At 55.5% G+C, this 23790-nt stretch carries 18 protein-coding genes and 1 pseudogene; 9 read left to right on the top strand and 10 right to left on the bottom strand.

Features of this window, described 5'->3' with window-relative positions; genetic code table 11:
* Nucleotides 1–74: 74 nt before the first annotated feature.
* From ACW44H_RS04475 to ACW44H_RS04460, 4 genes and pseudogenes are all read right to left on the bottom strand, one after another.
* Nucleotides 75–935: pseudogene (locus ACW44H_RS04475) on the bottom strand (lysylphosphatidylglycerol synthase transmembrane domain-containing protein); the annotation flags it as partial.
* Nucleotides 936–939: 4 nt separating this feature from the next.
* The gene (locus ACW44H_RS04470; protein ID WP_457507228.1) at nucleotides 940–2904 is read right to left on the bottom strand and encodes a glycosyltransferase; all 1965 of its coding nucleotides are present in this window, start codon (nucleotides 2902–2904) and stop codon (nucleotides 940–942) included.
* Entirely contained in the window at nucleotides 2901–3299 is a 399-nt protein-coding gene (locus ACW44H_RS04465) for a 6-pyruvoyl trahydropterin synthase family protein (protein WP_457507226.1), read from the bottom strand. The genes ACW44H_RS04470 and ACW44H_RS04465 overlap by 4 nt, the downstream gene beginning before the upstream one ends.
* 34 nt (nucleotides 3300–3333) lie before the next feature.
* Nucleotides 3334–4317 carry a zinc-dependent alcohol dehydrogenase gene (locus ACW44H_RS04460; protein WP_457507224.1) on the bottom strand — a complete coding sequence of 328 codons (984 nt, stop codon included), beginning with the start codon at nucleotides 4315–4317 and terminating at the stop codon, nucleotides 3334–3336.
* A 361-nt stretch (nucleotides 4318–4678) separates the two neighbouring features.
* On the opposite strand from ACW44H_RS04460, the gene ACW44H_RS04455 reads away from it, so the two are divergent.
* The 3 genes from ACW44H_RS04455 to ACW44H_RS04445 all read left to right on the top strand — a co-directional run bounded on the left by ACW44H_RS04455 (nucleotide 4679) and on the right by ACW44H_RS04445 (nucleotide 7620).
* Nucleotides 4679–5407 carry a CDP-alcohol phosphatidyltransferase family protein gene (locus ACW44H_RS04455; RefSeq protein WP_457507222.1) on the top strand — a complete coding sequence of 243 codons (729 nt, stop codon included), beginning with the start codon at nucleotides 4679–4681 and terminating at the stop codon, nucleotides 5405–5407.
* Between the two features lie 158 nt (nucleotides 5408–5565).
* The gene (locus tag ACW44H_RS04450) at nucleotides 5566–6909 is read left to right on the top strand and encodes an erythromycin esterase family protein (protein WP_457507220.1); all 1344 of its coding nucleotides are present in this window, start codon (nucleotides 5566–5568) and stop codon (nucleotides 6907–6909) included.
* Between the two features lie 57 nt (nucleotides 6910–6966).
* Nucleotides 6967–7620, top strand: a complete 654-nt coding sequence (locus ACW44H_RS04445; protein ID WP_457507218.1) for a phosphoribosyltransferase — start codon at nucleotides 6967–6969, stop codon at nucleotides 7618–7620.
* A gap of 206 nt (nucleotides 7621–7826) precedes the next feature.
* Here the strand turns inward: ACW44H_RS04445 and ACW44H_RS04440 are convergent, their stop codons facing one another.
* The 3 genes from ACW44H_RS04440 to ACW44H_RS04430 form a co-directional block, all read right to left on the bottom strand.
* A complete protein-coding gene (locus ACW44H_RS04440) occupies nucleotides 7827–7988 on the bottom strand; it encodes a four-helix bundle copper-binding protein (RefSeq protein ID WP_457508926.1) in 162 nt (53 codons plus the stop codon).
* A gap of 380 nt (nucleotides 7989–8368) precedes the next feature.
* Nucleotides 8369–8839, bottom strand: coding sequence for a GFA family protein (locus ACW44H_RS04435; protein ID WP_457507216.1), 471 nt, complete (start codon nucleotides 8837–8839; stop codon nucleotides 8369–8371).
* A 259-nt stretch (nucleotides 8840–9098) separates the two neighbouring features.
* On the bottom strand, nucleotides 9099–10058 hold the full coding sequence (locus ACW44H_RS04430) for a LysR family transcriptional regulator (protein ID WP_457507214.1): 960 nt from the start codon (nucleotides 10056–10058) through the stop codon (nucleotides 9099–9101).
* Between the two features lie 108 nt (nucleotides 10059–10166).
* On the opposite strand from ACW44H_RS04430, the gene ACW44H_RS04425 reads away from it, so the two are divergent.
* Nucleotides 10167–11108: a sodium-dependent bicarbonate transport family permease gene (locus ACW44H_RS04425; protein ID WP_457507213.1), complete on the top strand. Its 942-nt coding sequence runs from the start codon at nucleotides 10167–10169 to the stop codon at nucleotides 11106–11108.
* Here ACW44H_RS04425 and ACW44H_RS04420 read toward each other — a convergent pair.
* On the bottom strand, nucleotides 11081–14263 hold the full coding sequence (locus ACW44H_RS04420; protein ID WP_457507211.1) for an efflux RND transporter permease subunit: 3183 nt from the start codon (nucleotides 14261–14263) through the stop codon (nucleotides 11081–11083). The two genes, ACW44H_RS04425 and ACW44H_RS04420, sit on opposite strands and share 28 nt — an antisense overlap.
* 6 nt (nucleotides 14264–14269) lie before the next feature.
* On the bottom strand, nucleotides 14270–15472 hold the full coding sequence (locus tag ACW44H_RS04415) for an efflux RND transporter periplasmic adaptor subunit (RefSeq protein WP_457507209.1): 1203 nt from the start codon (nucleotides 15470–15472) through the stop codon (nucleotides 14270–14272).
* A 398-nt stretch (nucleotides 15473–15870) separates the two neighbouring features.
* On the opposite strand from ACW44H_RS04415, the gene ACW44H_RS04410 reads away from it, so the two are divergent.
* Nucleotides 15871–16830, top strand: coding sequence for an AraC family transcriptional regulator (locus tag ACW44H_RS04410; protein ID WP_457507207.1), 960 nt, complete (start codon nucleotides 15871–15873; stop codon nucleotides 16828–16830).
* A 119-nt stretch (nucleotides 16831–16949) separates the two neighbouring features.
* Here ACW44H_RS04410 and katG read toward each other — a convergent pair whose 3' ends face one another.
* Complete coding sequence (gene katG, locus ACW44H_RS04405) at nucleotides 16950–19151, bottom strand: catalase/peroxidase HPI (RefSeq protein ID WP_457507205.1); 2202 nt, start codon at nucleotides 19149–19151, stop codon at nucleotides 16950–16952.
* A gap of 517 nt (nucleotides 19152–19668) precedes the next feature.
* Here katG and ACW44H_RS04400 point away from each other — a divergent pair.
* The 4 genes from ACW44H_RS04400 (at nucleotide 19669) to ACW44H_RS04385 (ending at nucleotide 23704) form a co-directional block, all read left to right on the top strand.
* Complete coding sequence (locus ACW44H_RS04400) at nucleotides 19669–21321, top strand: sodium:solute symporter family protein (RefSeq protein ID WP_457507203.1); 1653 nt, start codon at nucleotides 19669–19671, stop codon at nucleotides 21319–21321.
* A gap of 69 nt (nucleotides 21322–21390) precedes the next feature.
* Entirely contained in the window at nucleotides 21391–21522 is a 132-nt protein-coding gene (locus ACW44H_RS04395) for a putative transporter small subunit (RefSeq protein ID WP_457507202.1), read from the top strand.
* 305 nt (nucleotides 21523–21827) lie between these two features.
* A complete protein-coding gene (locus ACW44H_RS04390; protein ID WP_457507200.1) occupies nucleotides 21828–22316 on the top strand; it encodes a TspO/MBR family protein in 489 nt (162 codons plus the stop codon).
* A gap of 149 nt (nucleotides 22317–22465) precedes the next feature.
* Nucleotides 22466–23704: a permease gene (locus tag ACW44H_RS04385; RefSeq protein ID WP_457507198.1), complete on the top strand. Its 1239-nt coding sequence runs from the start codon at nucleotides 22466–22468 to the stop codon at nucleotides 23702–23704.
* The last annotated feature ends 86 nt before the right edge of the window (nucleotides 23705–23790 follow it).

The following is a 23790-nucleotide window of genomic DNA, read 5'->3' as shown; positions in this document are numbered from 1 at the left end:
ACCCAAATACCCGGCAGGCTAGCCAGCAAGACCAGAACACCATAGGCCATCGACACCGCCACTCCTTGGGCAGGCGGTAAGTCTACCAACATCCAGACACCGGCGGCGGTGCCTTCACGTAGCCCCCAGCCAGCGACTGAAAACGGAATCAGCATCGCCAGTAGCAACACCGGTGCGAGTGCGAGCACCTCGAGTGCCGGAAGAGCAACGCCAATTGCCCGCGCGGCGCACACCATCACTAAGCCATAACTCAGCACAATCATCAGTGACGACAGCAACTGCCGGGGCCACACGCTGCGCCGTAACAAACCGCGCTTTATATCGCCAGCCAAGGCTTGGCTCCAGTGCGGCATCCGTGACAACCCATTGCTTAAGCGCTGACGCTGAAGCAGGCCGATGGCGACTATCATCGCCAGCCCGACCACGCTTAGACCAACCACCGTAAGCGCTGTGACACTCAGCGCGTTATGCCACAAAGGTGAGAGCAGCAGCGCCGTTAGCGTTAGCACTGCTACAGCCACCTGCCCTGACGCGCGCTCGATAATGACCGCCCGCCATGCACGACCACGTGACTGCGCCTGGCTGGCATGACGGTGTGCCCGCCCGGCATCGCCTAACACCCCACCGGGCAAGAGCTGATTGACCAGCAGCGCCAGATAATATTCATGCAGGGCGTAGGAAAACCGCAGCGGTACACCAATAAGCCCGGCAGTAAACTGCCAGCGCCAGGCACATAACATGATTTGTAGCGTGCTTACCGCTAGCGCCAGCGCGACCCACCCGGCGGAGAGCCGCTGCACCTCGGCCACAATGGCCTGGGGTTCAACCCATAGCAACACGGCACCCAGCAAGGCAGTACTAATCACCAAACGCCGTAGCCATGGGCTTTGGATATACGCGCCTAGCCGAGTGCACAACGTCTGAGCAACCCCCATAGGCTTATGCCTTTTCCTTGGGTATAGAGGATTCCTTTGGCATAGCGAACAGGTCACGGTGGCCTACCCAAATACCCAGTGCACCGTTTGCTACCGCCTGTTGGCGCTGCTGTAACCAAGTAGCAATACGCGAGGCTGCTTCAGGGGCTTGCTCGGTGGCGGCCTCGGCCCAGCCTGCAAGCAACGCCATCATTAACGGCTGCTGATCGTGATCACCCGCGGTAAGCTGCCAGGGTGTGTCGGCTTGCTCAATCTGGTAATCGGCTCGCTCTAACGCAGCAACTAACGCCCCGTGGGCCTGACCGCCCAATGCCTCGCCCAAGCCTTTATCGCGCTGTTGGTGGGCAATAAACATGGCCAGCAACCATTGGTCTTCTTCGTCCAACACCGGGTCGCCTTGCGTGTCGATAAAATGCCATTCGCCGGTCACGCTCAGCGCTATTAGTAGCGCTTGCTGCTGCTTGGCACAGCGACTCATCAATGTATCAATCCATTGCTGGGAGACCAGGTCCAATAGCGCTGATGCGGTCACCAAGTGGGCATCGTTCACCGGTACAGCGTTAAATGGCTGCAACGATACGCAGTGAGTTTCAACCGCCACGGGCTGCCCCTGGCTATCGCTTAATCCGACCGCTCGCTGATACGCTTGTGCTAATAAGGTGGCATCGTGATCGATCAGTTTCCAGCGCTGGCGACCATTCAGACGCGGGGCCAAAAAGCGCATATTGCTGCCCCGACCGCAGCCAATATCCACTATCAAGGGCGTTGGGGTCTGCGCGCCCAACCACTCAGACGCGAATTGAGCCAAGCGTTGGCTACGTGAGGCGAAGTCGGCCGTTTCTCGCAGGGTCAGCCAATCGGATTCAAACTGGCTACCGGCACGCAAGGTAGGCGCGGCGCTTGAATCACTCGGCGCGGTTAAAGCCGCCGCAAACGCCTCACCCGCCGCCTGCCAATCACTTAACTGGCCGCGCGCCTGTACAGCCCCGTCGCGCAATTGGTGTTGCAGTTCGGCATCGTTGCAAAAGCGGTTCAAGGCATCCTGAAGTGCTGCACTATCGCCCGGCTCAACGCTCAACCCGGCGCCTTCAGGCAAGGTGTCGCGTAACGCGCCACCGGTGGTCGTAATTACCGGCAGCCCGTGGGCCAAGGCTTCGGTGACCACCATGCCATAACCTTCGTACCAGGAGGGAAGCACCAGCGCATGGGCGTGCCGGTAGGCCGCTTCCAGCGTCTCGCTATCGCACTCGCCGTGCAGGCGTACTTTCTGCTGCAAGCCGTGCTGTTCGATCAGTTGTTGCACACGTTGCGTAAACGCAGCGTCGCGTGCCCCGCCATAGCAATCACACTGCCAGTGGTCAGCCGTCACCCCCGCCAGCGCCTGGACAAGGATATCCTGCCCTTTACGCGGCGTTAGCGTCGCCACACATAACAAGCGCAGTGCCTCTCCAGGTGTTGCCGCAGGGCTGATGGGCGCTTCTGCAACGCCCGGCTCAACGACCGAGACTGTAGCGTTAAGCGGGATGGCGTAGTGGGCCGCCAGTACCGGTAAACGGCGAGCGGTAAAATGGCTGGTGACAATAATACGCGCCACAGGAGCAAGCGCGTTTAACTCGCTGCGGTGAAAACGCTGCTGATCGGCCTCATTAAGGCCAAGCTCATCGCCCAGGGGATGGTGCAGTAACGCGCTAATATCCAGCCGCTGGGCGTGCTGAGCGACCACGTCAGGTAGTGCGCCCATGGCCAAGCCATCGATAACTACCGCTGAATGATCGGGCCGATTCTCAAGCGCTAGGCCCAGCGAGGTGGCCGCCTCGGCGTCTGCATCGGGAAAGGTACCCTCAAGGCCCACAACGTCGATTTCCCAATCCTGATCACGTAAGGCAGCGACAATATGTGCATCGTAGAGGTAGCCGCCGGTGCGCTGGTCGGGGTCGCCCGCCACTATTAGGGTAAAACGCTGGCTCATAGCGCGCCTTCGAAGCTAGCCCAGGCCACATGGGATTCGTGTAGTTTAACCTCCATGTGGGTAATACCTTGGGCGGTAGTGCCCATTTTGCCTTCGCCAATTGCTTTGGCTAGCTGATCAAAGATCACTTTGGCCATAAACTCGGTAGTGGTGTTCTTACCGTTAAACTCGCTTATCTCATCCAGGTTTTGGAAGTTATAGCCCGCCAATACCGCTTTCACGGTTTCGCTTGCAAGGCCGATGTCGATGACCAAACCATCCTCATCCAGCTCAGGGCGCTGGAAGACAACATCCACGACATAGGTGGCCCCATGGGTACGCTGGGCAGGACCAAAGATTTCGCCGTTAAAACTGTGGGCGATCATAAAGTGGTCACGAACACATAAACGAAACATAAAAACTCCTGATCAAATAGTTAACAGCGTAATACTATTGGGGATATCTCAGCCGGTGACAAAGCTCGACGCTGCTACGACCAAACAGCGTATTAGCAAGCGTGGGGAAGTCCTCAAAATCGCTTTCCCCGCTGATCAATGCATCCAATCGTTTATCCACTAATAAGCTTAGCGCTAATCGAAGGCGGCGCTGGTAGTTCCAGCGAGGGCGCAGCTTCATTGGCAGTTGGCCTACCTGGCTGGCCTTGATCGTGAGCCGTTGGGAGTGGAACGCGCCACCTAGCGGAATCGAGATATCCCCTTCGCCAAACCAGCTCATTTCGATAATGCGCCCTTCACTGCCAACCCATTCAAGGGCTTGGCGTAAGCCTGCAGAATGGCCGCTAGCGTGGATGACACAGTCCTGGTCATGGGGGACTTGTTCCGGGGTAGCAAATGCCACCCCTAGCTGCTCGGCTAGCTGGCGACGCTCTGGGTTAATATCAACCAATTGCACGTTAACGCCGGGCACTTGTGCGCATAGGTAAGCGACCAGTGTGCCTACGACACCTGCACCAATGACACAAATATGCTCGCCCAACATAGGCTCGGCATCCCAAACGCCGTTAATGGCCGTTTCCATGTTGGCGGCCAATACAGCGCGCTTGGCGGGTACGTCGTCGGGCACTTCTAGTACCGCCGAAGCAGGCACAACGTAGTGGTCTTGGTGGGGATACAAACAAAAAACAGTTTTGTTTAATAACGCGTCAGGCCCCTGCTCAACGCGACCAACGCTGCAGTAGCCGTACTTAACCGGGGCAGGAAACTCTCCCGACTGAAAGGGCGCACGCATACGCGAAAATTCGCTTTCGGGCACGCGGCCGTTGAACACCAATGATTCGGTGCCACGGCTGACACCACTGTACAAGGTGCGTACGCGCACTTCATCGTGGGCAGGAGACGTTAATTTTTCACGCCGCAGCTCACCTTTCGTAGGGTTTACTACCCAGAAGGCCGTTGCGGTTTCAGGCGCCGACATGAGCATTCCTTTTCGTTTGGAGCCCATGTATTTCGAGCTCTTTTTCAATCCTTTGAAGGTGGCGTGGCACCATGGCGTTGCGAACTATTATTAAAATGCACATCAAGCATCTTGGTACGGTCGCACACTGGTTCGTCACGTACTGAATGGCCTCATACAGTAAAGTTTTCAATGACTCACCTATTTCAGCGTAGCGGTTGAAAAGAAAATATTCGATTAACTTTTGGAACACAGGGAAACTAACTAGCCTATTTTCTTGTTCTCATAGACAACCCTACCTTCTTCTACAAGAATGGTACATATAAAATTATTTGCATCATTTATTTCAACTGCGGACAACGACGCCGCTTCGTGAGCCACCATGCCGCCTTTTTCCGACGCCTCGTTGTACACTCTGACCAAACGGCTCTACAGCGCTGTAGAGCTATTCTTAGGGGGGTTGCTGTTAATGGCACTGGGCAAAAGCCTGCCATTATTAATAGCTGACCCGGCTAACGGGTGGATTGCTGCTGGCTTATACACGTGCATATCTTTCTTAGTCATCACTTTCTGGCCCTACGGCTCACTGGGCTGGGCAAACAGAGTCACACTGCTGCGTGCCGTACTGGTTTCACTTATGGCCGGCGCACTCGCCGCCAATGCGTTCGTAGCGGCCATATGGCAATGGCTGGCTCTTGCGGTGATCGCTCTGCTGCTAGATGGCGTCGATGGCTGGATTGCAAGGCGCACCAAGAGTCATACGATGTTCGGCGCTCGTTTTGATATGGAGCTGGATGCCCTGCTGATTTTGCTGCTTTGTGCGGGATTGCTGCGACTGGAGTCACTGGGCCTGTGGGTGCTACTAATTGGCGGTATGCGCTACCTGTTCGTGGCGGCCGGTTGGTGGGTCTCATGGCTCTCAAAACCATTGTTTGAAAGCTTCCGTCGTAAAGCCATTTGTGTATGGCAGGTGGTCGCGCTGCTACTGGCGCTAACGCCCCTCACCTCTCACCTCATGTCCAGCCTGCTTGCCATCAGCGCGTTGCTCTCATTGCTGTACTCGTTTGGGTTTGATGTTTGGTGGCTTTACCGGCAGGCAAAACGTGTCTAGAGCACTGCGGTTCTAACGATCCGCGCTGCGGGACCACTACACAATGTGAAGGGAGGCGGTGCGGCGTTTAGCCACTCGGGTAATACGAGCTTGAATAAGCCAGTTCCTCTTTACTATAGTAATTTTCAAGCTATTCCTACGCGTTCCGGGAGATTCACATGGATCAGGATCACTCGACAACTACCCCCTTCCCTTCCGCCCAGCAAACAGCCCAAGCCATTGCTGAAGCTTGCGAACCCCTGCCAAGCTTGGAAGAGGAAGAAGCATTCGGCGCTCACTTCGATCGTTTCGGTGAGGCCAACATCGTATTGCTAGGCGAGGCGTCCCACGGCACCTCAGAATTCTATCGGGCACGTGCCGCTATTACACGGCGACTCATCGAGCGACATAACTTCAATATTGTGGCGGTTGAAGCGGACTGGCCCGATGCCTCTCAAATCGATCGACATGTTAGACATCGTCCTGCAGACAGTAATCAACAACAGGCGTTTACTCGATTTCCTTCCTGGATGTGGCACAACATTGAAGTAGATACCTTTACTGAATGGTTGCGCCAACATAATGCAGGGCTGCCCTTCAACCAACGCACCAGTTTTCACGGTCTGGATATCTATTCATTGCGTGCCTCTCTTTTTGCGGTGCTTGATTACCTGGACCAAACCGACCCTGAGGCCGCTAAGGTTGCCCGCCAACGTTATGGTTGTTTAACACCCTGGCATAGCGAACCGGCCATGTACGGTCACGCCGTATTACGAGGTGAGCGAGACACTTGTGAAGAGGCGGTGGTTGAGCAACTCCAGGCGCTACTGGATCACCGGCTCGAATACATGGCTAATGACAACGAAGAAAACTATTTCGATGCGACCCAGAACGCCCGCGTAGTGAGAGCCGCCGAACAGTATTACCGGCTTATGTACCGTGGTTCTACCCAATCTTGGAACCTGCGAGACCGGCACATGTTCGATACGCTGCAGCAGCTCCTCCAGGCAAAAGGCCCCAACGCCAAGGCAGTGGTCTGGGCGCATAATTCTCATATCGGCGATGCGTCTGCCACTGAGATGGGCTGGAAGGGACAATTCAATATCGGCGAGCTATGTCGTACCGCCTATGGCGATAAAGCAGTTCTTATCGGTTTCGGTACACACACGGGGAGCGTGGCGGCGGCCGACGATTGGGATTCTCCTATGCGAATCAAGCAGGTCGTACCGTCACGTGCGGACTCCTTTGAACGGATATTCCATGAAACGCAGCTGCCACGTGCCTTAATTGAATTGAGCAATCCCCCACATTCGGATGCTCAGGAACATCTAAGTCAAACACGCCTGGAGCGTGCTATTGGTGTTATCTATCGCCCCGAAAGCGAATATTTCAGCCATTACTTCAAGGCGTCTCTAGCGGAGCAGTTTGATGCCTATGTGTGGTTCGATGAGACCACCGCCGTAACGCCATTGCCGAGTGCAAAACCCCACGGCGTACCCGACACGTATCCTTTTGGTGTCTAGGCTTTTTGGTATTTAGGCCGTTTGGGGTTTAGGCAGCTTGGAGGATAGGAGCGAAGCATGCACAAGCGTTCAGAGCTTTACGAGAATCGGCGGGATGGAGGGCGCCAGCTTGCCCACGCCTTATCCAGTGATCGTTATGACGTGGTGCTGTCTCTACCCCGTGGCGGGGTGCCGGTCGCTTACGAAGTAGCCACCCACCTTAAACTTCCGCTTGATGTCGTGATCGTGCGTAAGATTGGCGCTCCAGGACAACCCGAGTTTGGGTTAGGCGCGGTGGTCGATGGCGAGCCACCACAGGTAGTGTGGAATCAGGAGACACTAAAGATTTTCCAGCCATCTGAAAGCTACCTTGAAGCGGAAATACAACGACAACTAAGCGAGTTAACCCGTCGACGCCACGTCTACATTGGTAGCCGTGCGCCGATTAACGTTAGCGAAAGGCGCGTACTGCTGGTGGATGATGGTATCGCCACAGGCGGAACCGCTAAAGCGGCTGCCAGAGCACTTCGCCAAGCCAATGCCACCACTGTCACCCTGGCTGTGCCTGTTGCCCCGCAGTCGACACTGGATGAATTAGCCACCGAAGTCGATGATTTGATCTGTCTAGCCACTCCCGAACCTTTTATCGCTGTTGGTATGCACTACCAGGACTTTACTCAAACCAGCGATGAGGAGGTGATCAGCCTGCTGCAGAGTGCTGACTCTTTTTAAACTATCGTTTTTTAGATTATCTTTTTTTAAGATACTGCTTTTAACCTATCTTTTTTAAATCCGGCGATTAATGCAGGTAAAAAAAATAAAAGTTTAAATTAACCAAAACCTAAGTTAACTATAAAAAATAAACTAAAAGAGCCAGCTTTTAATGTGTATAAAAGCTGGCTCAATTAAAGTCGTTAGACTTAGTTTTCTAAGCGTTCTCAGGAAGCCATAGCAGCGCACTCATCGGCGCAACGATGACATACTTTGGCGCACTCCTGACAATGCTGAGCATCGTGCTTGGCGCACTCATCGCCGCATGCCTTACAAATATCAGCACATACTCGGCAGATATCCTTGGCATATTCACTACCCTGGGCCATAAATGAGGCAGCTAAACGACATATTTGCGCACATTGAATATCCAAACGGATACACTCAGCCATCATTTTTACATCGTCTTCTTGCAAGCAGGCAGTTGCGCAAGAATCACAGTAAACGGCACACACGTTGCACGCTTCAATACACGACTTGTACTTTTCAAATTCCATCTCTCTACCCTCCTTTTCATAATATGGTCATAGTATGGCTATACAACTTGGCATGGCTGTACTACTTGTCCAATTACCTATGCGTTAAAAGCTGTACTTATGCATTAAAATCTGTATTTAGAGTTGCGATAGAACTCATTTAGAAAGATAGAACAATTACTCCCCAGGGCAAGCGAAGCAAGCCGCATTGCTTAACGGTGAACGCTTCAACCCTAGCGCTCTAACCCCAGACGCTGATGCCATTCAGCAAGGCTTTCATCGGGGTATTCATCGAAGCACTTATCCTGAAACTGTGCGTTTATCTCGACCCATGGCGCCCTGCTTCCCAACATCATATGTGTCCGTCTGGGGGGCGTAGGCAAGGCAGTGTCGATCGCTGAGGCGAAAGGATGGACAAGCTCAGGCCATTCGGGATCATAAAGCCATAGCGATGAAGAGCAGTGCTTGCAGAAACTCCTTTCCCCCGTACTCCGCTCGCCTTTGATAAGGGCACGGTAGATGGTGATGTGCTCCTCTCCACTGACTTTAAGTGTCCTGCTATCTCCGCTGAGGTTGATGGTGTAACCACCACCGCCCGCCGTTTTACGACAAATAGAGCAGTAACAGCGGTTGAATGGGTAGGGGTGATGGGATTTCACACTGAACGTAACTGCCTGGCAATGGCATGATCCTTCCAGCAGCATAGTTGCCTCCTTTTGCGGCGATCACCAAAGACATGTGTCTAAGTGTAACCGCATAAGCTGGGTACTCTACTAACTATAGTCAAATCAGCGTTATTCCCTAGCTTTTCTGCAACTTGTTTTCTGCAATGCGGCTTCAAAGCCAGGCTCCTAACAGCAATCAATCCCTCTGCCAAACAGCTTGGCGCATGGGCTATATCTTTCCAAAGCATGGGCTATATCTTTCCAAAGAGAGTGATTGAAGCTGTTTGTAAGTAAAGCGTCACCGTTCAGCCCTCAACGCTTGAAGCAGTTTCGCAACGGCTATTTCCCCTTCCGGCTCGTCAAATGCTTGTACCAGCGAACCTTGAACGAAACTTAAAAATCGATAGGCGGCGGGCGGCAGTCGTCGTTCACGCCGCACCACAAAGTGCCAGCGACTCTGCAGCGGGAAACTCTGAAGCGGCAACTCTTGAACGCCTTTGGGAGAATCCGCGATCACGTGGCGCGATAGCACCGCCAGACCCATCCCGGATGCCACCGCCAGGCGGATCGCCTCGTTACTGGCAATCTGCTGGGTTGAGCGCAGCTCAATACCTTCACTATAAAGCCAAGCATCAAACGTATGCCGAGTCGCGGAACCCGGCTCTCGCAGCAGGAACCGCTCTTCTTTGAGCGCTTCTATCGTGATGCCTTCCTCCTCGGCCCAGCGACAATTCTCAGGACCCACGACGACCAGAGGATTGCTCAAAAAAGGCGCTGCCAACACGTCGTCGTCCGCGGGAGGATGGCTAAACACATAAATATCGTCTTCATGACGCTCAAACCGATTGAGCATCTGCTGGCGATTACCAACCTCCACGGTGATATCTACCTGTGGATTAGCCTGACTGAATGGCCCCAGAAGCCGAGTTAAAACGTACTGTGCTGTGTTCACCAAGCCAATACTAAAGTGACCTCGCCCGCCGCTGTTGTATTCGTCAAGGTACTGACTAAACACATCTGCCCGGCTGAGCAAGTCTTGGCTTAGCTGATAAAGCGCCTGACCAACCTCAGTGGGCACGATGCGTCCCTGCTCCTGACGCACAATAGGTTCGCCGACGATTTCCCGCAGTCTTTTTAACTGCTGGGAAACGGTTGGCTGGGTCAGGTGGAGTCGATTTGCCGTGGCGGTAATAGAGCCTGTGCGTACGACGTCTGCATAAACCTGCAGCAAGCGAAATGTAAGCTGGCGTACTTTCATCACTAGCATCCATAGGTAATTATCTATAACACTATAAATTCTATTTTTTTTAATCAATCTCTTTGAGTCGCTAAAGTAACCGCTTTAAAACCCATTAGGAGATTTTCCGTGCCGGATATTGTGGTGATGTTCTTTGTGTTGGGTGTGGTGGCCGGTGTGGTGCGCTCCGATCTCAGTATTCCCAAAGCCGCTTACGACATACTAAGCCTGCTGCTAATGCTGACCATTGGTCTTAAAGGCGGCATGGCCCTGCACGGCAGTTTAAATACTGCACTGCTTATTGAACTGGCCGGGGTCACCCTGCTGGGGATAATGATCCCCTTGGTTATCTTCCCGGTCGTTCGCTATCTGGTGCGGCTCTCCCTGGCGGATAGCGCTAGTCTCACAGCACACTACGGCTCGGTTAGCGCCGGGACCTTTGCGGTCGCCCTAGCTTATACAGAGGCACATAACCTGGTTACCGGTGGCCAAGTCACGCTTTATTTAGTGCTGCTTGAGCTACCCGCTATCATGCTGGGACTTATGCTCTACCGGCGGCTCAGCCGTAATGGCACTAATGCCGCAACGTCGGGGCTATGGCACGAAACGTTAACCAATCGCGGTGTCATTCTATTGGTAGGCGGTGTGCTTATTGGCTGGCTTTACGGCCCTGATGCCGGTGAATCGGTTACCGGTCTGTATACCAACGCCTTCCACGGCATCCTGGCCATCTTCCTGTTGGAAATGGGTTTGGTCGCAGCGGAAACCCTACGCAGCCTGCGGTGGGGGCATAGCCGCCTGATTATGTTCGCGCTAGCGGCACCTATCGTGCTTTCCTGCTTTGGCCTACTAATGGCGTATTGGCTGGGGCTGCCCGCTGGTTCAGCGGTTATTTTGGCCAGCCTTACCGCCAGTGCCTCCTACATTGCAGCCCCCGTTGCCGTTCGGGCCGCCATTCCAGATGCCAACATTGGCCTTGCCATGCTGGCATCTTTGGGGCTCACCTTCCCTTTCAACGTGTTAATTGGTATTCCGCTCTATCATCAACTCTGGGCATGGCTGGCAGGTTGAGAGGGAGTATCCAACGTAGCGCTGTGATGGCTGACCAGAGGACCTGACAGCTTGCGCAGCGCCACGTAGAACACCGGTGTGAGGAACAAGCCAAACAGGGTGACACCGATCATGCCGGCAAATACCGCGGTACCCAGCGCCGCCCGTACCTCTGCACCTGCGCCGGTAGCAACGACCGAAGGCAACACCGCCGCCGTGAAGGCAATCGAGGTCATGATAATCGGCCTTAGCCGCAACCGGCAGGCTTCCAGGGCCGCTTCCACCACGCCCTTACCCTGCAGTTCCAGCTCACGGGCAAACTCCACGATCAGGATAGCGTTCTTGCACGCCAGGCCAATCAGCACCACCAGCCCCACCTGGACAAAGACGTTGTTGTCACCCCCGCCAAACCAGACGCCAATCAGCGCTGCCAGCATCGACATGGGCACGATCAGAATCACCGCCAGCGGGAGCGTCCAGCTCTCATAAAGCGCCGCCAGCACCAGGAATACCAGCAGGATCGACAGCGGAAAAACCAACAGCGCGGCGTTACCCTGAGTGGACTGCTGGTAGCTCAGGTCGGTCCACTCCAGCGCCATGCCCGGGGGCAGCACTTCTTCCGCCAGCGCATTAATGGCGTCCATTGCCTGCGCGGAAGAGAGCACTCGGGGGTCGAACTCGCCAGCCAAGTCCGCCGCCGGATAGCCGTTGTAGCGCAACACTGGGTCCGGGCCGAAGGTTTGCCTGATATCCACCATCGTACCAATCGGCACCATTTCTCCCTGATCATTACGGGTACGCAGCCGAGCGATGTCTTCCACGCTGCTCCGGTAAGGGGCATCCGCCTGGGCGATTACCTGCCAGGTTCGGCCAAAGCGATTGAAGTCATTCACATAGGTCGAGCCAAGATAAGTCTGCAGGGTGTCGAACAGTTCGGTCAACGGCACACCCTGGGCCTTGGCCCTCAGCCGGTCCACTTCGGCATCCAACTGGGGCACGTTAGACTGGTAGCTGCTGATCGGAAAGCCCATGCCCGGTGTTTGCGCAATCGCGCCCTGGAGTTGGTTAAGTGCCTCCTGCAATGCCCCATAGCCAAGGTTGCCGCGGTCCTCAATAAACAGCTGAAACCCTGAACCATTGCCCAGCCCGAGAATCGGGGGCGGCATAAAGGAGAAGGCAAACCCCTCTTTCAAACCGCTAATGCCCTGATTGATGCGGGCGTTTATCTCTGCAGCGCTCAGGCTACGCTCACCAAAAGCGCTGAGGGTGAGAAAGGACAACCCAGTATTGGAGGTGTTGGTGAACTGCAGCGCATTCAAACCAGGAAAGGCAATGGCATGCTCCACCCCTTCGGTCTCCATGGCAATGTCCACCACATCCTGGAGCATCTGGTCGGTTCGCTCCAGAGAGGCTCCTTCCGGCAGAATGACACCTGCAATCAAGTAGAGCTTGTCCTGCACCGGAATAAACCCGGGCGGCACCGCCTTGAACATTACGCCGGTGCCCAGCAGCAACAGCGCGTAGACTACAAACACCGCGCCACGATGCTTCAGGGAGCGGGCCACGCCGCCCTGGTACTTGCTCGAGCTGGCATTAAAGAAACGGTTGAAAGGACGGAAAATCCAGCCAAACAGCTTATCGATCACGCGGGTGAGCCGATCTTTAGGCGCGTTATGCGGCTTGAGCAGCATCGCTGCCAGCGCAGGCGACAGGGTCAGCGAGTTAATGGTGGAGATCACCGTGGAAATGGCAATCGTCACCGCGAACTGGCTATAGAACTGACCGGTCACCCCCGATAGGAAGGCCATAGGAATAAACACCGCACACAGCACTAGGCCTACAGCGATAATAGGGCCGGAGACTTCCCGCATAGCCTGATGAGCGGCGGCCTGGGGCTTTAGGCCCTCTTCAATATTGCGCTCGACGTTTTCCACCACCACGATCGCGTCATCCACCACGATACCGATGGCGAGCACCAGACCAAACAGGGTCAGCGTGTTAATGGAGTAACCCAGCAAATAGAGCGCCCCAAAGGTGCCGATCACCGAGACCGGTACCGCAAGCAACGGAATAATAGACGCACGCCAGGTCTGCAGAAACAGCGTGACGACCAGCACCACCAGCAGCACGGCTTCCAGCAGGGTGGCTATCACTGACTTTATAGAGTCGTTAACAAAGATCGTGGTGTCGTAGACCGCTTCGTACTCAACGCCTTCCGGGAACTGCTCGGAAAGCTCATCCATGGTGGCGATCACCTGCTCACGTATCTCCAGCGCATTGGCACCCGGCGCCTGGAATATCCCCACACCCACCGCGTTATTGCTGTCCAACTGCGAGCGCAGCGTATAGTCCCCGGCGCCCATTTCCAGCCGCGCCACATCGGAAAGCCTAAGGATTTCGCCGTTTTCGCCACGCTTTAATACGATGTCGCCAAACTCCTCCACCGTTTCCAGCCGCCCACGGGCATTGATCAGGGTGAGAAAGTCACTCTCCTCAATGGGTTCGGCGCCTAACTGCCCGGCTGAGACCTGCACGTTCTGTTCCCGCATAGCGCCCACCACATCACTGGCGGTCAGGCCACGGGCGGCTATACGCTCTGGGTCAAGCCACGCCCGCATGGCGTAGTCACCTCCGCCGAATATTTGCGCGTCCCCTATCCCTTCAAGCCGGGCAAGACGATCACGGACATTCAGCCGCACATAGTTGCGCAGGTAGAGGGTGTCGTATTCACCGCTGGGCGAAGTCAAATGAACAACCATCAGAAACGTCGGCGACTGCTTCTGGGTAGTAACACCTTGACGACGCACGGCTTCCGGCAACCGCGCCTCGGCCTGGCTAACGCGGTTCTGCACCCGGACGGCGGCCTGCTCAGCATCGGTACCAGGGCGGAAGGTGACGGTCATTTGCAGCACGCCATCAGAGCCCGCCACGGACTTGAGGTACATCATGTCCTCGACGCCATTGATGGCTTCTTCCAGCGGCGTAGCGACTGTTTCGGCGATCTCCTTCGGGTTGGCGCCAGGGTAAACCGTACGTACCACCACGGAGGGCGGCACCACGTCCGGGTATTCGCTAATCGGCAGGTTGGGAATAGAGATCAGCCCCACCGCCAGAATAATAATCGACAGCACCGCTGCAAAGATCGGTCGGTCCACGAAGAAACGGGAGAAGTTCATGGCGGTTTAATCCTCCCTGGCAGCAATGGTGGGCTGATCGGCGGAAATAGGGGTACCAGCCGCCGGGGCGGCCGCTACGCTTTGCGGGCTCACTTCCATTCCGGGGAAGAACACTTTTTGCACACCGTTAACAATGACTCGATCACCGGCGCTGAGCCCCTTGGTGATGACCGTTCGCTCGGCCACTTGGCGTCCTGTCGTTACCTGGCGCCGCTCGGCTAAGTTGTTCTCATCAACGACATAGACATAGCGGCGATCCTGGTTGGTCAACACTGCCTTGCGGTCCACCAACACCGCCTGTTCTAAACGCGCGACAGGCATGTCGACCCGAGCAAACTCCCCAGGGCGAATGCGTCCATCTGGGTTGGCCAGCACCGCCCGGAATTGCAGGGTGCCTGTATTGGGGTTTAAGCGGTTGTCGATAAAATCCAGGGTGCCTTTGTACTGGCGCTGCGGGTCGCCGCCTAACTCGATCGTCAAGTTGTTCGGCGCGTCACCGGTCAATAGTGTCTGGCTGGCAAATGCGGCCTGCTCATCGGCTTCAAAGTAAACGTGAACCGGATCAATGCTCACAAGGGTAGTCAGCAGGCTCTGATCAGCGTTAGCCAGATTGCCCAGCGTCACCATGGCCCGACCGACGCGGCCACTAACCGGCGCCGTAATACGGGTGTACTCAAGGTCCAGCTCGGCAGACTCTAACGCTGCTTGCGCGGCATCCACCATGGCGCGGGCATTGTTCAAGGTCGATTGACGCTGGTCATGCACTTCCTGGGAAATGGCCTGGCGCCCCAATAACACGCGGGCGCGCTCGGCTTCGCTTCCCGCTTGGGCCAGTTGGCTCCTGGCTTGGGCAAGATCCGCCTGGGCGGCGCCGACCCGGGCCTGGTAAGGCCGCTGGTCGATCAGGAACAATAGAGCCCCTTGCTCTACCAGCTCGCCCTCTTCAAACGCTACCTCCTGGATATAGCCGCTGACCCGAGGCCTTAATTCAACCGTTTCTGCGGCTTCCACCCGCCCGGTAAACGATTCACTTAACACCACCGGCTGAGCGACGATTTGCGCTACGTCGACTTCCGGAGGCGGCGGAGAGGAAGGCGCTATCGCCTCCTCGCTCTTGGCCTCGCAACCAGCCAGTAAGGTCATTATTAGCAAAAACGGAATCACCCCTCGGCTGCTTGCAAAGCGGGCTCTTTGAGACAAACTTCCCATGATGACTTGCTCCCATGGCTATCGGCATTCGATAGCAGCGTTCGTTATTTAGATGAGTATCGCGTTGGCAGTTATGTAGTCGGTTAAGCAGTGCCGGATTCGACCAGGGACCAAGCACCGACCGGATATCAGCTAACATAGGTGAAGAGAGAAGGTGGGAGGTATCAGGTTCCTACGGAAAAATTGCCCAATCCTGTCGAAGCAGTGACAGCGTTAAACCGGCTGGCTAGTCGAGATGTCGGCTGATTGCCATGCCTAGGCATAATGACGATTCGATGACACGCGGTTGGCATTGTCGGTTTCTACGGGGTGCTTGCCTGATTCTGCAAAACCAGATGAAAAAGCCACCGATTCATGAAACGGAGGCCTATACTGCTAGGTGTTAAGGAGGAGAGCCCGTGACCGTTATCGCACCTGAGCAAATCGCCCATTTCAGCGACAGCCTGCCGCAGCAATTGAGCAAAGTCGCCCGTCGCTGGGCGCCGTTGGAAGCGCTTCAGGACACGGCGATTGCCGAGGTCCAACTGATACGCGCTGACACCGCCACTAGCTTTCATTGTGCCGTGTATGAACCCTGCCTGTGCTTTGTCATCCAGGGTAGTAAGACCGTGCAACTGGGTGATAAAGAAATCGTCTACAGCGGCCTCAGTTATATGGCAAGCGCCGTTCATCTACCCATGCTCGGTAGAATTGACCATGCGACACCTGAGCAGCCTTACCTTGCAGTAAAAGTCTCGGTGGATCCCCAAGAGGTGGCCGGGCTAATACTGGAGCTCGGCGATAAGGCACCGCCAGCAGGCACTGACTCCATCTGCCCCGAGATGGACTGCGGGCTTATTTCGGCGCCCATGGATGATCGCATGCAGGGCGCGCTCTATCGGCTGCTGGGCCTGCTCGATTCCCCGGAAGACATTCCGGTGCTTTCTCCCTTAGCCCGGCGGGAGTTGATCTACCGAGCGCTGATGGGGGAAATAGGGCCGCGGATGCGCCGTTTCACCGCCACGGATTCTCAGGCGCACCGCATTGCGCGGGTTATCTACTCCCTTAAAGAGCGCTACGCCCAGCCGCTAAAAATCAGCGAGCTGGCAGCCGCCGCTAACATGAGCGAATCCACCCTGTATCACAGCTTTCGGCAAGTCACGCGAATGTCGCCGCTACAATATCAAAAGAAGCTACGCCTGCTTGAGGCCCGGCGATTAATGCTCGCCGAAGGACTGGACGCGGCTACCGCCAGTTACCGGGTGGGTTATGAAAGCCCCTCACACTTCAGCCGCGAATACAGCCGCATGTTCGGCGCCCCGCCGCGTGCCGATGTTACCCAGTTAAGGGGCGTCGCGGCGGTCTCAGCAACCGCCTAGTGAAGTGAACTAACAACACTCTCAACCTTACATAAAACACCCCGGACGTTGGATGATATCCAATGTTCGGGGTGCAATTTATACGCAATGGTCCGCGCTTTTCAGCGCGGACTTGAGGCTCAGCGATGCAGATCGAAGCGGTCGTTCTCCATTACCTTGACCCACCCTGACACGAACTTGTGGATCATGTGGCGCTCGCCCCCGTTCGCGCCAAACTCCTCAGCGATGGCGCGCAGCTGCGAGTTCGAGCCGTAGACGAGATCAACGCGCGAGGCAGTCCATTTGGTCTCACCGGACTTACGGTCCCGGCCCACAAAGCGCTCCTCGCTCTCATCGGTCGGCTCCCACACAGTGCCCATGTCGATGAGATTGACAAAGAAGTCATTCGTCAGTTGGCCCGGACGGTGGGTGAGGATACCGTCGGTGTTGTTCTCATCGGCGTTGGCACCGATGGCACGCATACCACCCACAAGCGCAGCCATCTGCGGTGCGCTGAGGTTCAACATAAACGCCCGGTCGACCATCAGGTGCTCAGCGGGAATGCCCGTCGACTGCGCCTGCATATAGTTGCGGAACGCATCATGCCTCGGTTCCAGGTAGGCATGTGTATCGACCTCGGTCATCTCCTGGGTCGCGTCGGTACGGCCCGGGATGAACCGAATGGTGATGTCGTACCCGGCCGCTTTAACGGCCTTCTCGACCCCCACGTTCCCGCCGAGGACGATCATATCCGCCAGGGAGATGTTGGCGTCGGAGTCGTTCTTGATCTTCTCGAGTTGATCAATCACATCCGCCACGCCGGAGCGCACATTGATGTCCCAGCCGACCTGCGGCTCAAGACGAATACGTGCACCGTTGGCGCCACCGCGATGGTCGGTCTGGCGGTAAGTACAGGCCGAGGCCCAAGCGGTACTGACCAATTGCTTGGCGGTCAGCCCGGTGTTAGCGATTGCCTGTTTTAGGGCAGTAATCTGCTCATCGTTAACCAACGGCCCTTCGTGCTCAGGTACCGGGTCCTGCCAGACGAGAACCTCATTGGGCACCTGCGGACCAAGGTAGCGGGCACGCGGTCCCATATCGCGGTGCAACAGCTTGTACCAGGCGCGGGCAAACTCGTCGGCAAGCACGTCCGGATTCTCGCGATACTCCTTGGATATCTTGAGATAGTCCGGATCGACAATCATCGCCATGTCGGCGGCGTTCATCACCGGTGGGTTCTTTTTGCCTTCGACATGCGCATCGGGCACCCAGAATCCGTCTTTGACCTCTACCGGTTCCCACTGGTTTGCGCCAGCGGGTGATTTCTTGACCTTCCACTCGTGGGAGAAAATCGTCTCAAGGTAGGTGTTATCCCACTTGGTCGGCGTAGGGGTCCAGGCGCCTTCAAGACCTGAGGTAATGGTGTACTCACCCAGGCCGGTCTCGTGTTTGTTTGCCCAGCCGACCCCCATCTCATTGATCTTGGCCTCTTCAGGCGCACCGCCGACGGCGTCCGCTGGTCCGTTGCCGTGCATCTTACCGAAGGTGTGACCACCCACGGTCAACGCCACGGTTTCACGATCGTTCATCCCCATCCGGGCGAAGGTTTCACGTACATCCATCGCCGACTTCGCCGCGTCCGGGACACCATTGGGGCCTTCGGGATTGACGTAGATCAGCCCCATCTGGACCGCGGCGAGCGGATTGTCGAGAACCCGGTTGCCGTCTTCGAAGCTGCCGGTATAACGCTCATCCTTGTCACCCAGCCACTCGGCTTCCGGCCCCCAATAGATATCATCCTCAGGCGCCCAGATATCAGAGCGACCAAAGCCAAACCCGAAGGTCTTGAAGCCCATGGTTTCAAGCGCGCGGTTGCCGGCAAGCACCAGCAGGTCGGCCCAGGAGAGCTTCTCGCCATATTTCTGCTTGATTGGCCACAACAGACGACGCGCTTTATCCAGGTTACCGTTATCCGGCCAGCTGTTGAGCGGGGCGAAGCGCTGCGCGCCGGTGCCGCCGCCGCCGCGACCATCAAGCGCCCGGTAGGTGCCCGCCGCGTGCCATGACATGCGGATGAAAAACGGGCCGTAATGCCCCCAGTCGGCGGGCCACCAATCTTGAGAGTCGGTCATCAATGCATCGATATCGGCGCAGAGTTCATCAACATCGAGCTTCGCGAACGCCTCGCCGTAGCGAAATGTCTCATCGAAGGGGTTGGCGTCGGGGTGTTTCTGGTGCAGAACGTTAAGGTTGAGCTGGTCGGGCCACCAGTGCTCGTTGCCTTGCAGACGTGGGGTAGTACGCGCTCCCCACTCTTGGCGTGTAGGCTTTTGATCAGACACGTTATTCTCCTCGACTAAACGATGGGTTTAAAGCAGTCTAGTCGATAATTTTGGATCGCGTTAAGTATCTAAAGCTCTTCCAATGGCTATAAGTGTCATTGGGAAAATTTATCAGTTGCTAGAGGATCATTGAAGAATTCGACGCTGCAGATTTCAAGCTGGTGAAAGTATTTCAGATAAGCAGGAATACTCTAAAAGCCAATAAACTTCCTCTATGGCCACTTCGTACCGGCGCACTCTACCTGTACTGTTCAACCATTAGCGAGTAGGGTAGCTATCCGGATCGGCTCTCCCAGCGCTTTGTTGTAGCACGCTGTGTGAGTTTATCCGCCTCCCTATTAAGGCGCTTCCAACGCCTGACTTTTGCACTACCAGGCTGCCAACCGCAGTCTCATCTCGCTACAGACATACCTAGAAAGATGTTCTGTTTTTTGCTTACGTCCTGTCGCGGCCACCCCGTAAAGGGAACTGTGGTTGCTATTTAGGATGCTAGGGCTGCAAAGCCTATGGGTATTCAATGAACGAAGAAAATTTCTATCAATTCTCGACCCTGACCGTGCTCGCCTTGCTAGGAGCCTTTTACGGCGGCACTTACCTGCTGACCTTGCTGATCAAGAAGAAAAAGGAAAATACCGACGCCTTCATGGTCTCCAATCATCAGATCGGCTTCGGCCTTGGCGCGGCCAGCATGACCGCTACCTGGATCTGGGCAGCCTCCTTCTACGGCGCCGCTACCTCGGGTTACACCTACGGGATTTCCGGCCCCTTGCATTACGGGCTGTGGGGCGCCTTGATGATTCTGTTTATCTATCCCTTTGGACGCCGCTTTCGCAAGCTGGCGCCCAACGCGCATACGCTGGGTGAGCTTATCCACGCCCGCCATGGTTCTTCCAGCCAGCTGATTCTCGCCTCCTCCAACATCCTGGGCAGCATCATTAGCCTGATGGTTAACTTCACGGCTTCCGGTGCACTGGTCTCGGTACTTTCGCCACTCTCCTTCCAGGCCGGTGTCGTCATCGCCGGGGTCGGGGTGCTCTGCTATACGCTGTGGTCGGGCTTCCGCGCCTCGGTGCTGACTGACTTTGCCCAGCTAATGGCGATGATGGCCGTTGCCATCCTGATTATTCCAGCGGTGATGTTCGCACTTGGCGGCCCACAAACGCTGTCGGATGGCATGAGTCTCCTCACGCCAGAGCAGGCGAATCTGTTCTCGATGGACGCCATTCTCAATCAGGGTGCTCCCTTCTTCGTGGCGGTGCTGGCTTACGCCATTGGTAACCAGACCATCTCCCAGCGGCTATTTGCCGTGCGTGAAGACCACATTAAACCGACCTTTATTACCGCCACCATTGGTTACGGCGCGATCGTAATCGGCCTGGGTATGATTGGTTTGATGGCACTAATGACCGGCATGGAGCCGATCAATGGCGACATGAATAACCTGATCCCGCAGATGGTATCAATGTACCTCTCGCCGATGTTTATCGGGCTGTTCTTTATCCTGGTCATTGGCTCGCTCTCTTCGACTGCCGATTCGGACCTTTCCGCTATGTCCGCGATCGTAATGGCCGATGTGTACGGCAAGAACATCGCTAAAAACAAGCCCGACCCGACCAAGATGCTGTTCATCGGCAGGCTGACCATGATTGTCGCGACGTTAATCGGGGTAATTCTCGCCAGCTTCTCGATGGATATTCTGATCATGCTGGTCTTCGTTGGCGCGCTGTGGGGCGCGATTGTATTCCCGGTCATCGCCAGCTGTTTCTGGAGCCGGGTAACCAATGCGGCCTTCACCTCGGCAGTGATTGCGGGCCTGCTGATGTTCTGCGTCGCGCGCTTTGAGCTGCTGCCCATGGTCGGTGTGATCGCCGGGCTGTTTGAGTTACTCGCCGCCGTAGGCGGTGGGGTTGTGCTCGGCCTGATGGCCTTCGGCTTCTGTGGGCGCCGGGTCGGTTTAATTGTGGGTGCACTCAGCGCTATCGTACTGGCCTACTTCTTTATCGGCTTCCTGCAGGACTACACGGTACTGATGGCCTCTTTGATGGCCTATGGCGTCAGCACCATTGTCTGCATCGGCGTCAGCCTGATGAGTTCCAGCAAGTTCGACTTCTCGCAAATTGACCAGAACGTCATCAACTACGACCCAGCCAAGCCTGCTACCCAGGCCTAAGCCCTGTGTCGCACGGACACTCCGTCAGCTGGTGCGCCATCGCGCACCAGCCAGAAAAAAGGAAAGCACATGCAAACCTTTATACTCGCGTTATATGTACTTATCTGGCCGTTGGCCTCACTCGCTATCTTCGCGATTATCGGCTTCGCCACTGTAAAAGACATTCGCGTAGCTCGTCGCGAGAAGCGGGAGCTAGTTTGAAGTAGCTAGTTATCGTGGGACATAGCAATGCAAACAGAAAGGAGTCTGAAAGCGGCAAAGGATTGCCATCAAGTCAACCAACGCCAGGAATTCCATACAATTTCCATAGGGTTGATCAGGATATTGAAAGTATCCTGCGTAACCGCCCCAGAAAGTGCCATGCGCCTCTTTCACCCTGTTGGCGCTGTCGTTGCGCCGATATCCTCGCTGAAGCCTCTCCCATAAGAGGAGCACCCCCTCATAGCCGAATTCACCACCCTGCACTACCCTTGAAGCATTTTTCACAAACCTAGCTAGGAACATTCATGCGTGAGCTCTCCCGCAGTCAACAGATCAAAGGCCTCATCGGTTGGCTGGTGCTGGCCTACCTTGCCGCCGCCATTGGCGCTATCGCCTCTGTCAATGCGGCTGCCTTCTACGAAACGCTCCAGCAGCCCGCCTGGGCGCCGCCGGCCTGGCTGTTCGGGCCGATGTGGACAACGCTTTACGGCCTGATGGGTATCGCCGCCTGGCTTGCCTGGCGCGAACCGGGTGCGCGACCGGCACTGGTGATGTTTCTGGTGCAACTAGCACTTAACGCTCTGTGGAGCTGGCTCTATTTCGTCTGGCAATTGGGCGCTATTGCCTTTATCGGCACGCTGGTGCTATGGGCTTTGATACTGATTACTTTAGTGATGTTCTGGCGCCTCAAACCACTGGCTGGCGTTTTGCTTGCGCCTTACCTCGCCTGGGTGAGCTTGGCCTGCGCCCTCACCTGGAGTACCTGGCAGCTCAATCCGCAGATTCTTGGGTAATAGCCTAAACACGCTCAACTGAGGGGACATGGGCCGGGATGAAGGCCCCCTGAAGAAAACGCTGCAAGCGATAGGCGCCTTTGTTGACTCAGCGAATCCCTGCTAGCTTTTACTAGCATCTCATCTGCTTTTAACCCACCGGAGCTAATATGGAATTTTTCAGTCTCTGGCACCAGGCAGCGCTGACCAGCACCGGTTTTTTCTGGATGGCCCTTTGGGCATTCGTGCTGGGTTACGTCATCAGCAGCCTGATACAAGTGCTTGTAACGAAGGAACGTATGCAGAAAGCCATGGGTAAAACCGGCCCGCGCAGTATGGCGCTAGGCACCTTCTTTGGTTTTATCTCCAGTTCTTGCAGCTTTGCCGCGCTGGCTACCACGCGAAGCCTGTTCCAAAAAGGGGCTGGATTAGCGCCTTCCATTGCGTTTCTTCTCGCCTCCACCAACCTAGTGATTGAGCTGGGTATCGTCATCTCGATATTCCTGGCTTGGCAGTTTGTGGTAGCTGAATACATTGGCGGTATCTTACTGATCCTATTTGCCTGGCTTTTCATTCGGGTCACCAATCCCAAAAAGCTTATTCAACAGGCCAGAGATCGGCTTGATAAGAATGAGGAAGATCATCAGCATGGCGGTGAACAAAAGAGCTGGAAGTCAAAACTGACCAGCCGTGAGGGTTGGCAGCAGATCGGCATGACCTATGTCATGGAATGGCAGATGGTATGGAAGGATGTATTAATCGGCTTTACCGTTGCTGGCGTGATTGCCGCCTTTGTGCCTGAAAGTTTCTTCCATGGGCTTTTTCCTGGCGCTGGCCAGACAGAAGGTGAACTGGGCTTTCTCTCTCTGCTAGCTCAAACCTTAATCGGTCCTTTTGCAGCCTTTTTTACCTTTATTGGTTCCATGGGGAATATTCCCTTGGCTGCTGTGCTTTTCGGTAACGGCGTCAGCTTCGCGGGCGTAATGGCCTTTATTTTTTCGGATTTGGTGGTACTGCCGGTTCTGAGAATTAATGCGCAATATTATGGCTGGAAGATGTCGCTGTATATTCTCGCACTGCTGCTTAGTGGGCTGGTATTTGCTTCTCTGATCATGCATTACGGCTTCGCGGCATTCGGCATGCTACCGGATGCAAGCACTGTGCAAACGGCAACGGAACGCGATCATTTCAAGATGGACTACGGTTTCATACTCAATCTGATATTCATCGCGATATCCGCGGTTCTGGTGTTTTTTTGGTATCGGGCCAAACATGCCAACTCGGGCCATGAGCATCATCATGACCATGGCGGCGGCGCAGGAGCTGGTACTTGGGTACTGCGAGGTTTTGTCGTTATTGCGGCGGTATGGCTGGCCGGAGGCCTTCTAGTGGCACCGCTAATGGCATGACCTACTCGCTGACTGACCTACGTGCTGGTATTGGTCAGTATTGAAGCACTGCTTTGCGTTGCCTCGATGGCGATTGAGTCGGTATG

Source organism: Vreelandella sulfidaeris Esulfide1 (genome assembly GCF_054072535.1).
This window is presented reverse-complemented; position numbering and strand designations above follow the sequence as displayed.

Excerpts from the sequence above, each read along its gene's own strand:
- ACW44H_RS04470 (WP_457507228.1), bottom strand. The coding sequence starts at position 2,904 with ATGAGCCAGCGTTTTACCCTAATAGTGGCGGGCGACCCCGACCAGCGC.
- ACW44H_RS04465 (WP_457507226.1), bottom strand. The coding sequence starts at position 3,299 with ATGTTTCGTTTATGTGTTCGTGACCACTTTATGATCGCCCACAGTTTT.
- ACW44H_RS04460 (WP_457507224.1), bottom strand. The coding sequence starts at position 4,317 with ATGTCGGCGCCTGAAACCGCAACGGCCTTCTGGGTAGTAAACCCTACG.
- ACW44H_RS04455 (WP_457507222.1), top strand. The coding sequence starts at position 4,679 with ATGCCGCCTTTTTCCGACGCCTCGTTGTACACTCTGACCAAACGGCTC.
- ACW44H_RS04450 (WP_457507220.1), top strand. The coding sequence starts at position 5,566 with ATGGATCAGGATCACTCGACAACTACCCCCTTCCCTTCCGCCCAGCAA.
- ACW44H_RS04445 (WP_457507218.1), top strand. The coding sequence starts at position 6,967 with ATGCACAAGCGTTCAGAGCTTTACGAGAATCGGCGGGATGGAGGGCGC.
- ACW44H_RS04440 (WP_457508926.1), bottom strand. The coding sequence starts at position 7,988 with ATGGCCCAGGGTAGTGAATATGCCAAGGATATCTGCCGAGTATGTGCT.
- ACW44H_RS04435 (WP_457507216.1), bottom strand. The coding sequence starts at position 8,839 with ATGCTGCTGGAAGGATCATGCCATTGCCAGGCAGTTACGTTCAGTGTG.
- ACW44H_RS04430 (WP_457507214.1), bottom strand. The coding sequence starts at position 10,058 with ATGAAAGTACGCCAGCTTACATTTCGCTTGCTGCAGGTTTATGCAGAC.
- ACW44H_RS04420 (WP_457507211.1), bottom strand. The coding sequence starts at position 14,263 with ATGAACTTCTCCCGTTTCTTCGTGGACCGACCGATCTTTGCAGCGGTG.
- ACW44H_RS04415 (WP_457507209.1), bottom strand. The coding sequence starts at position 15,472 with ATGGGAAGTTTGTCTCAAAGAGCCCGCTTTGCAAGCAGCCGAGGGGTG.
- ACW44H_RS04400 (WP_457507203.1), top strand. The coding sequence starts at position 19,669 with ATGAACGAAGAAAATTTCTATCAATTCTCGACCCTGACCGTGCTCGCC.
- ACW44H_RS04395 (WP_457507202.1), top strand. The coding sequence starts at position 21,391 with ATGCAAACCTTTATACTCGCGTTATATGTACTTATCTGGCCGTTGGCC.
- ACW44H_RS04390 (WP_457507200.1), top strand. The coding sequence starts at position 21,828 with ATGCGTGAGCTCTCCCGCAGTCAACAGATCAAAGGCCTCATCGGTTGG.
- ACW44H_RS04385 (WP_457507198.1), top strand. The coding sequence starts at position 22,466 with ATGGAATTTTTCAGTCTCTGGCACCAGGCAGCGCTGACCAGCACCGGT.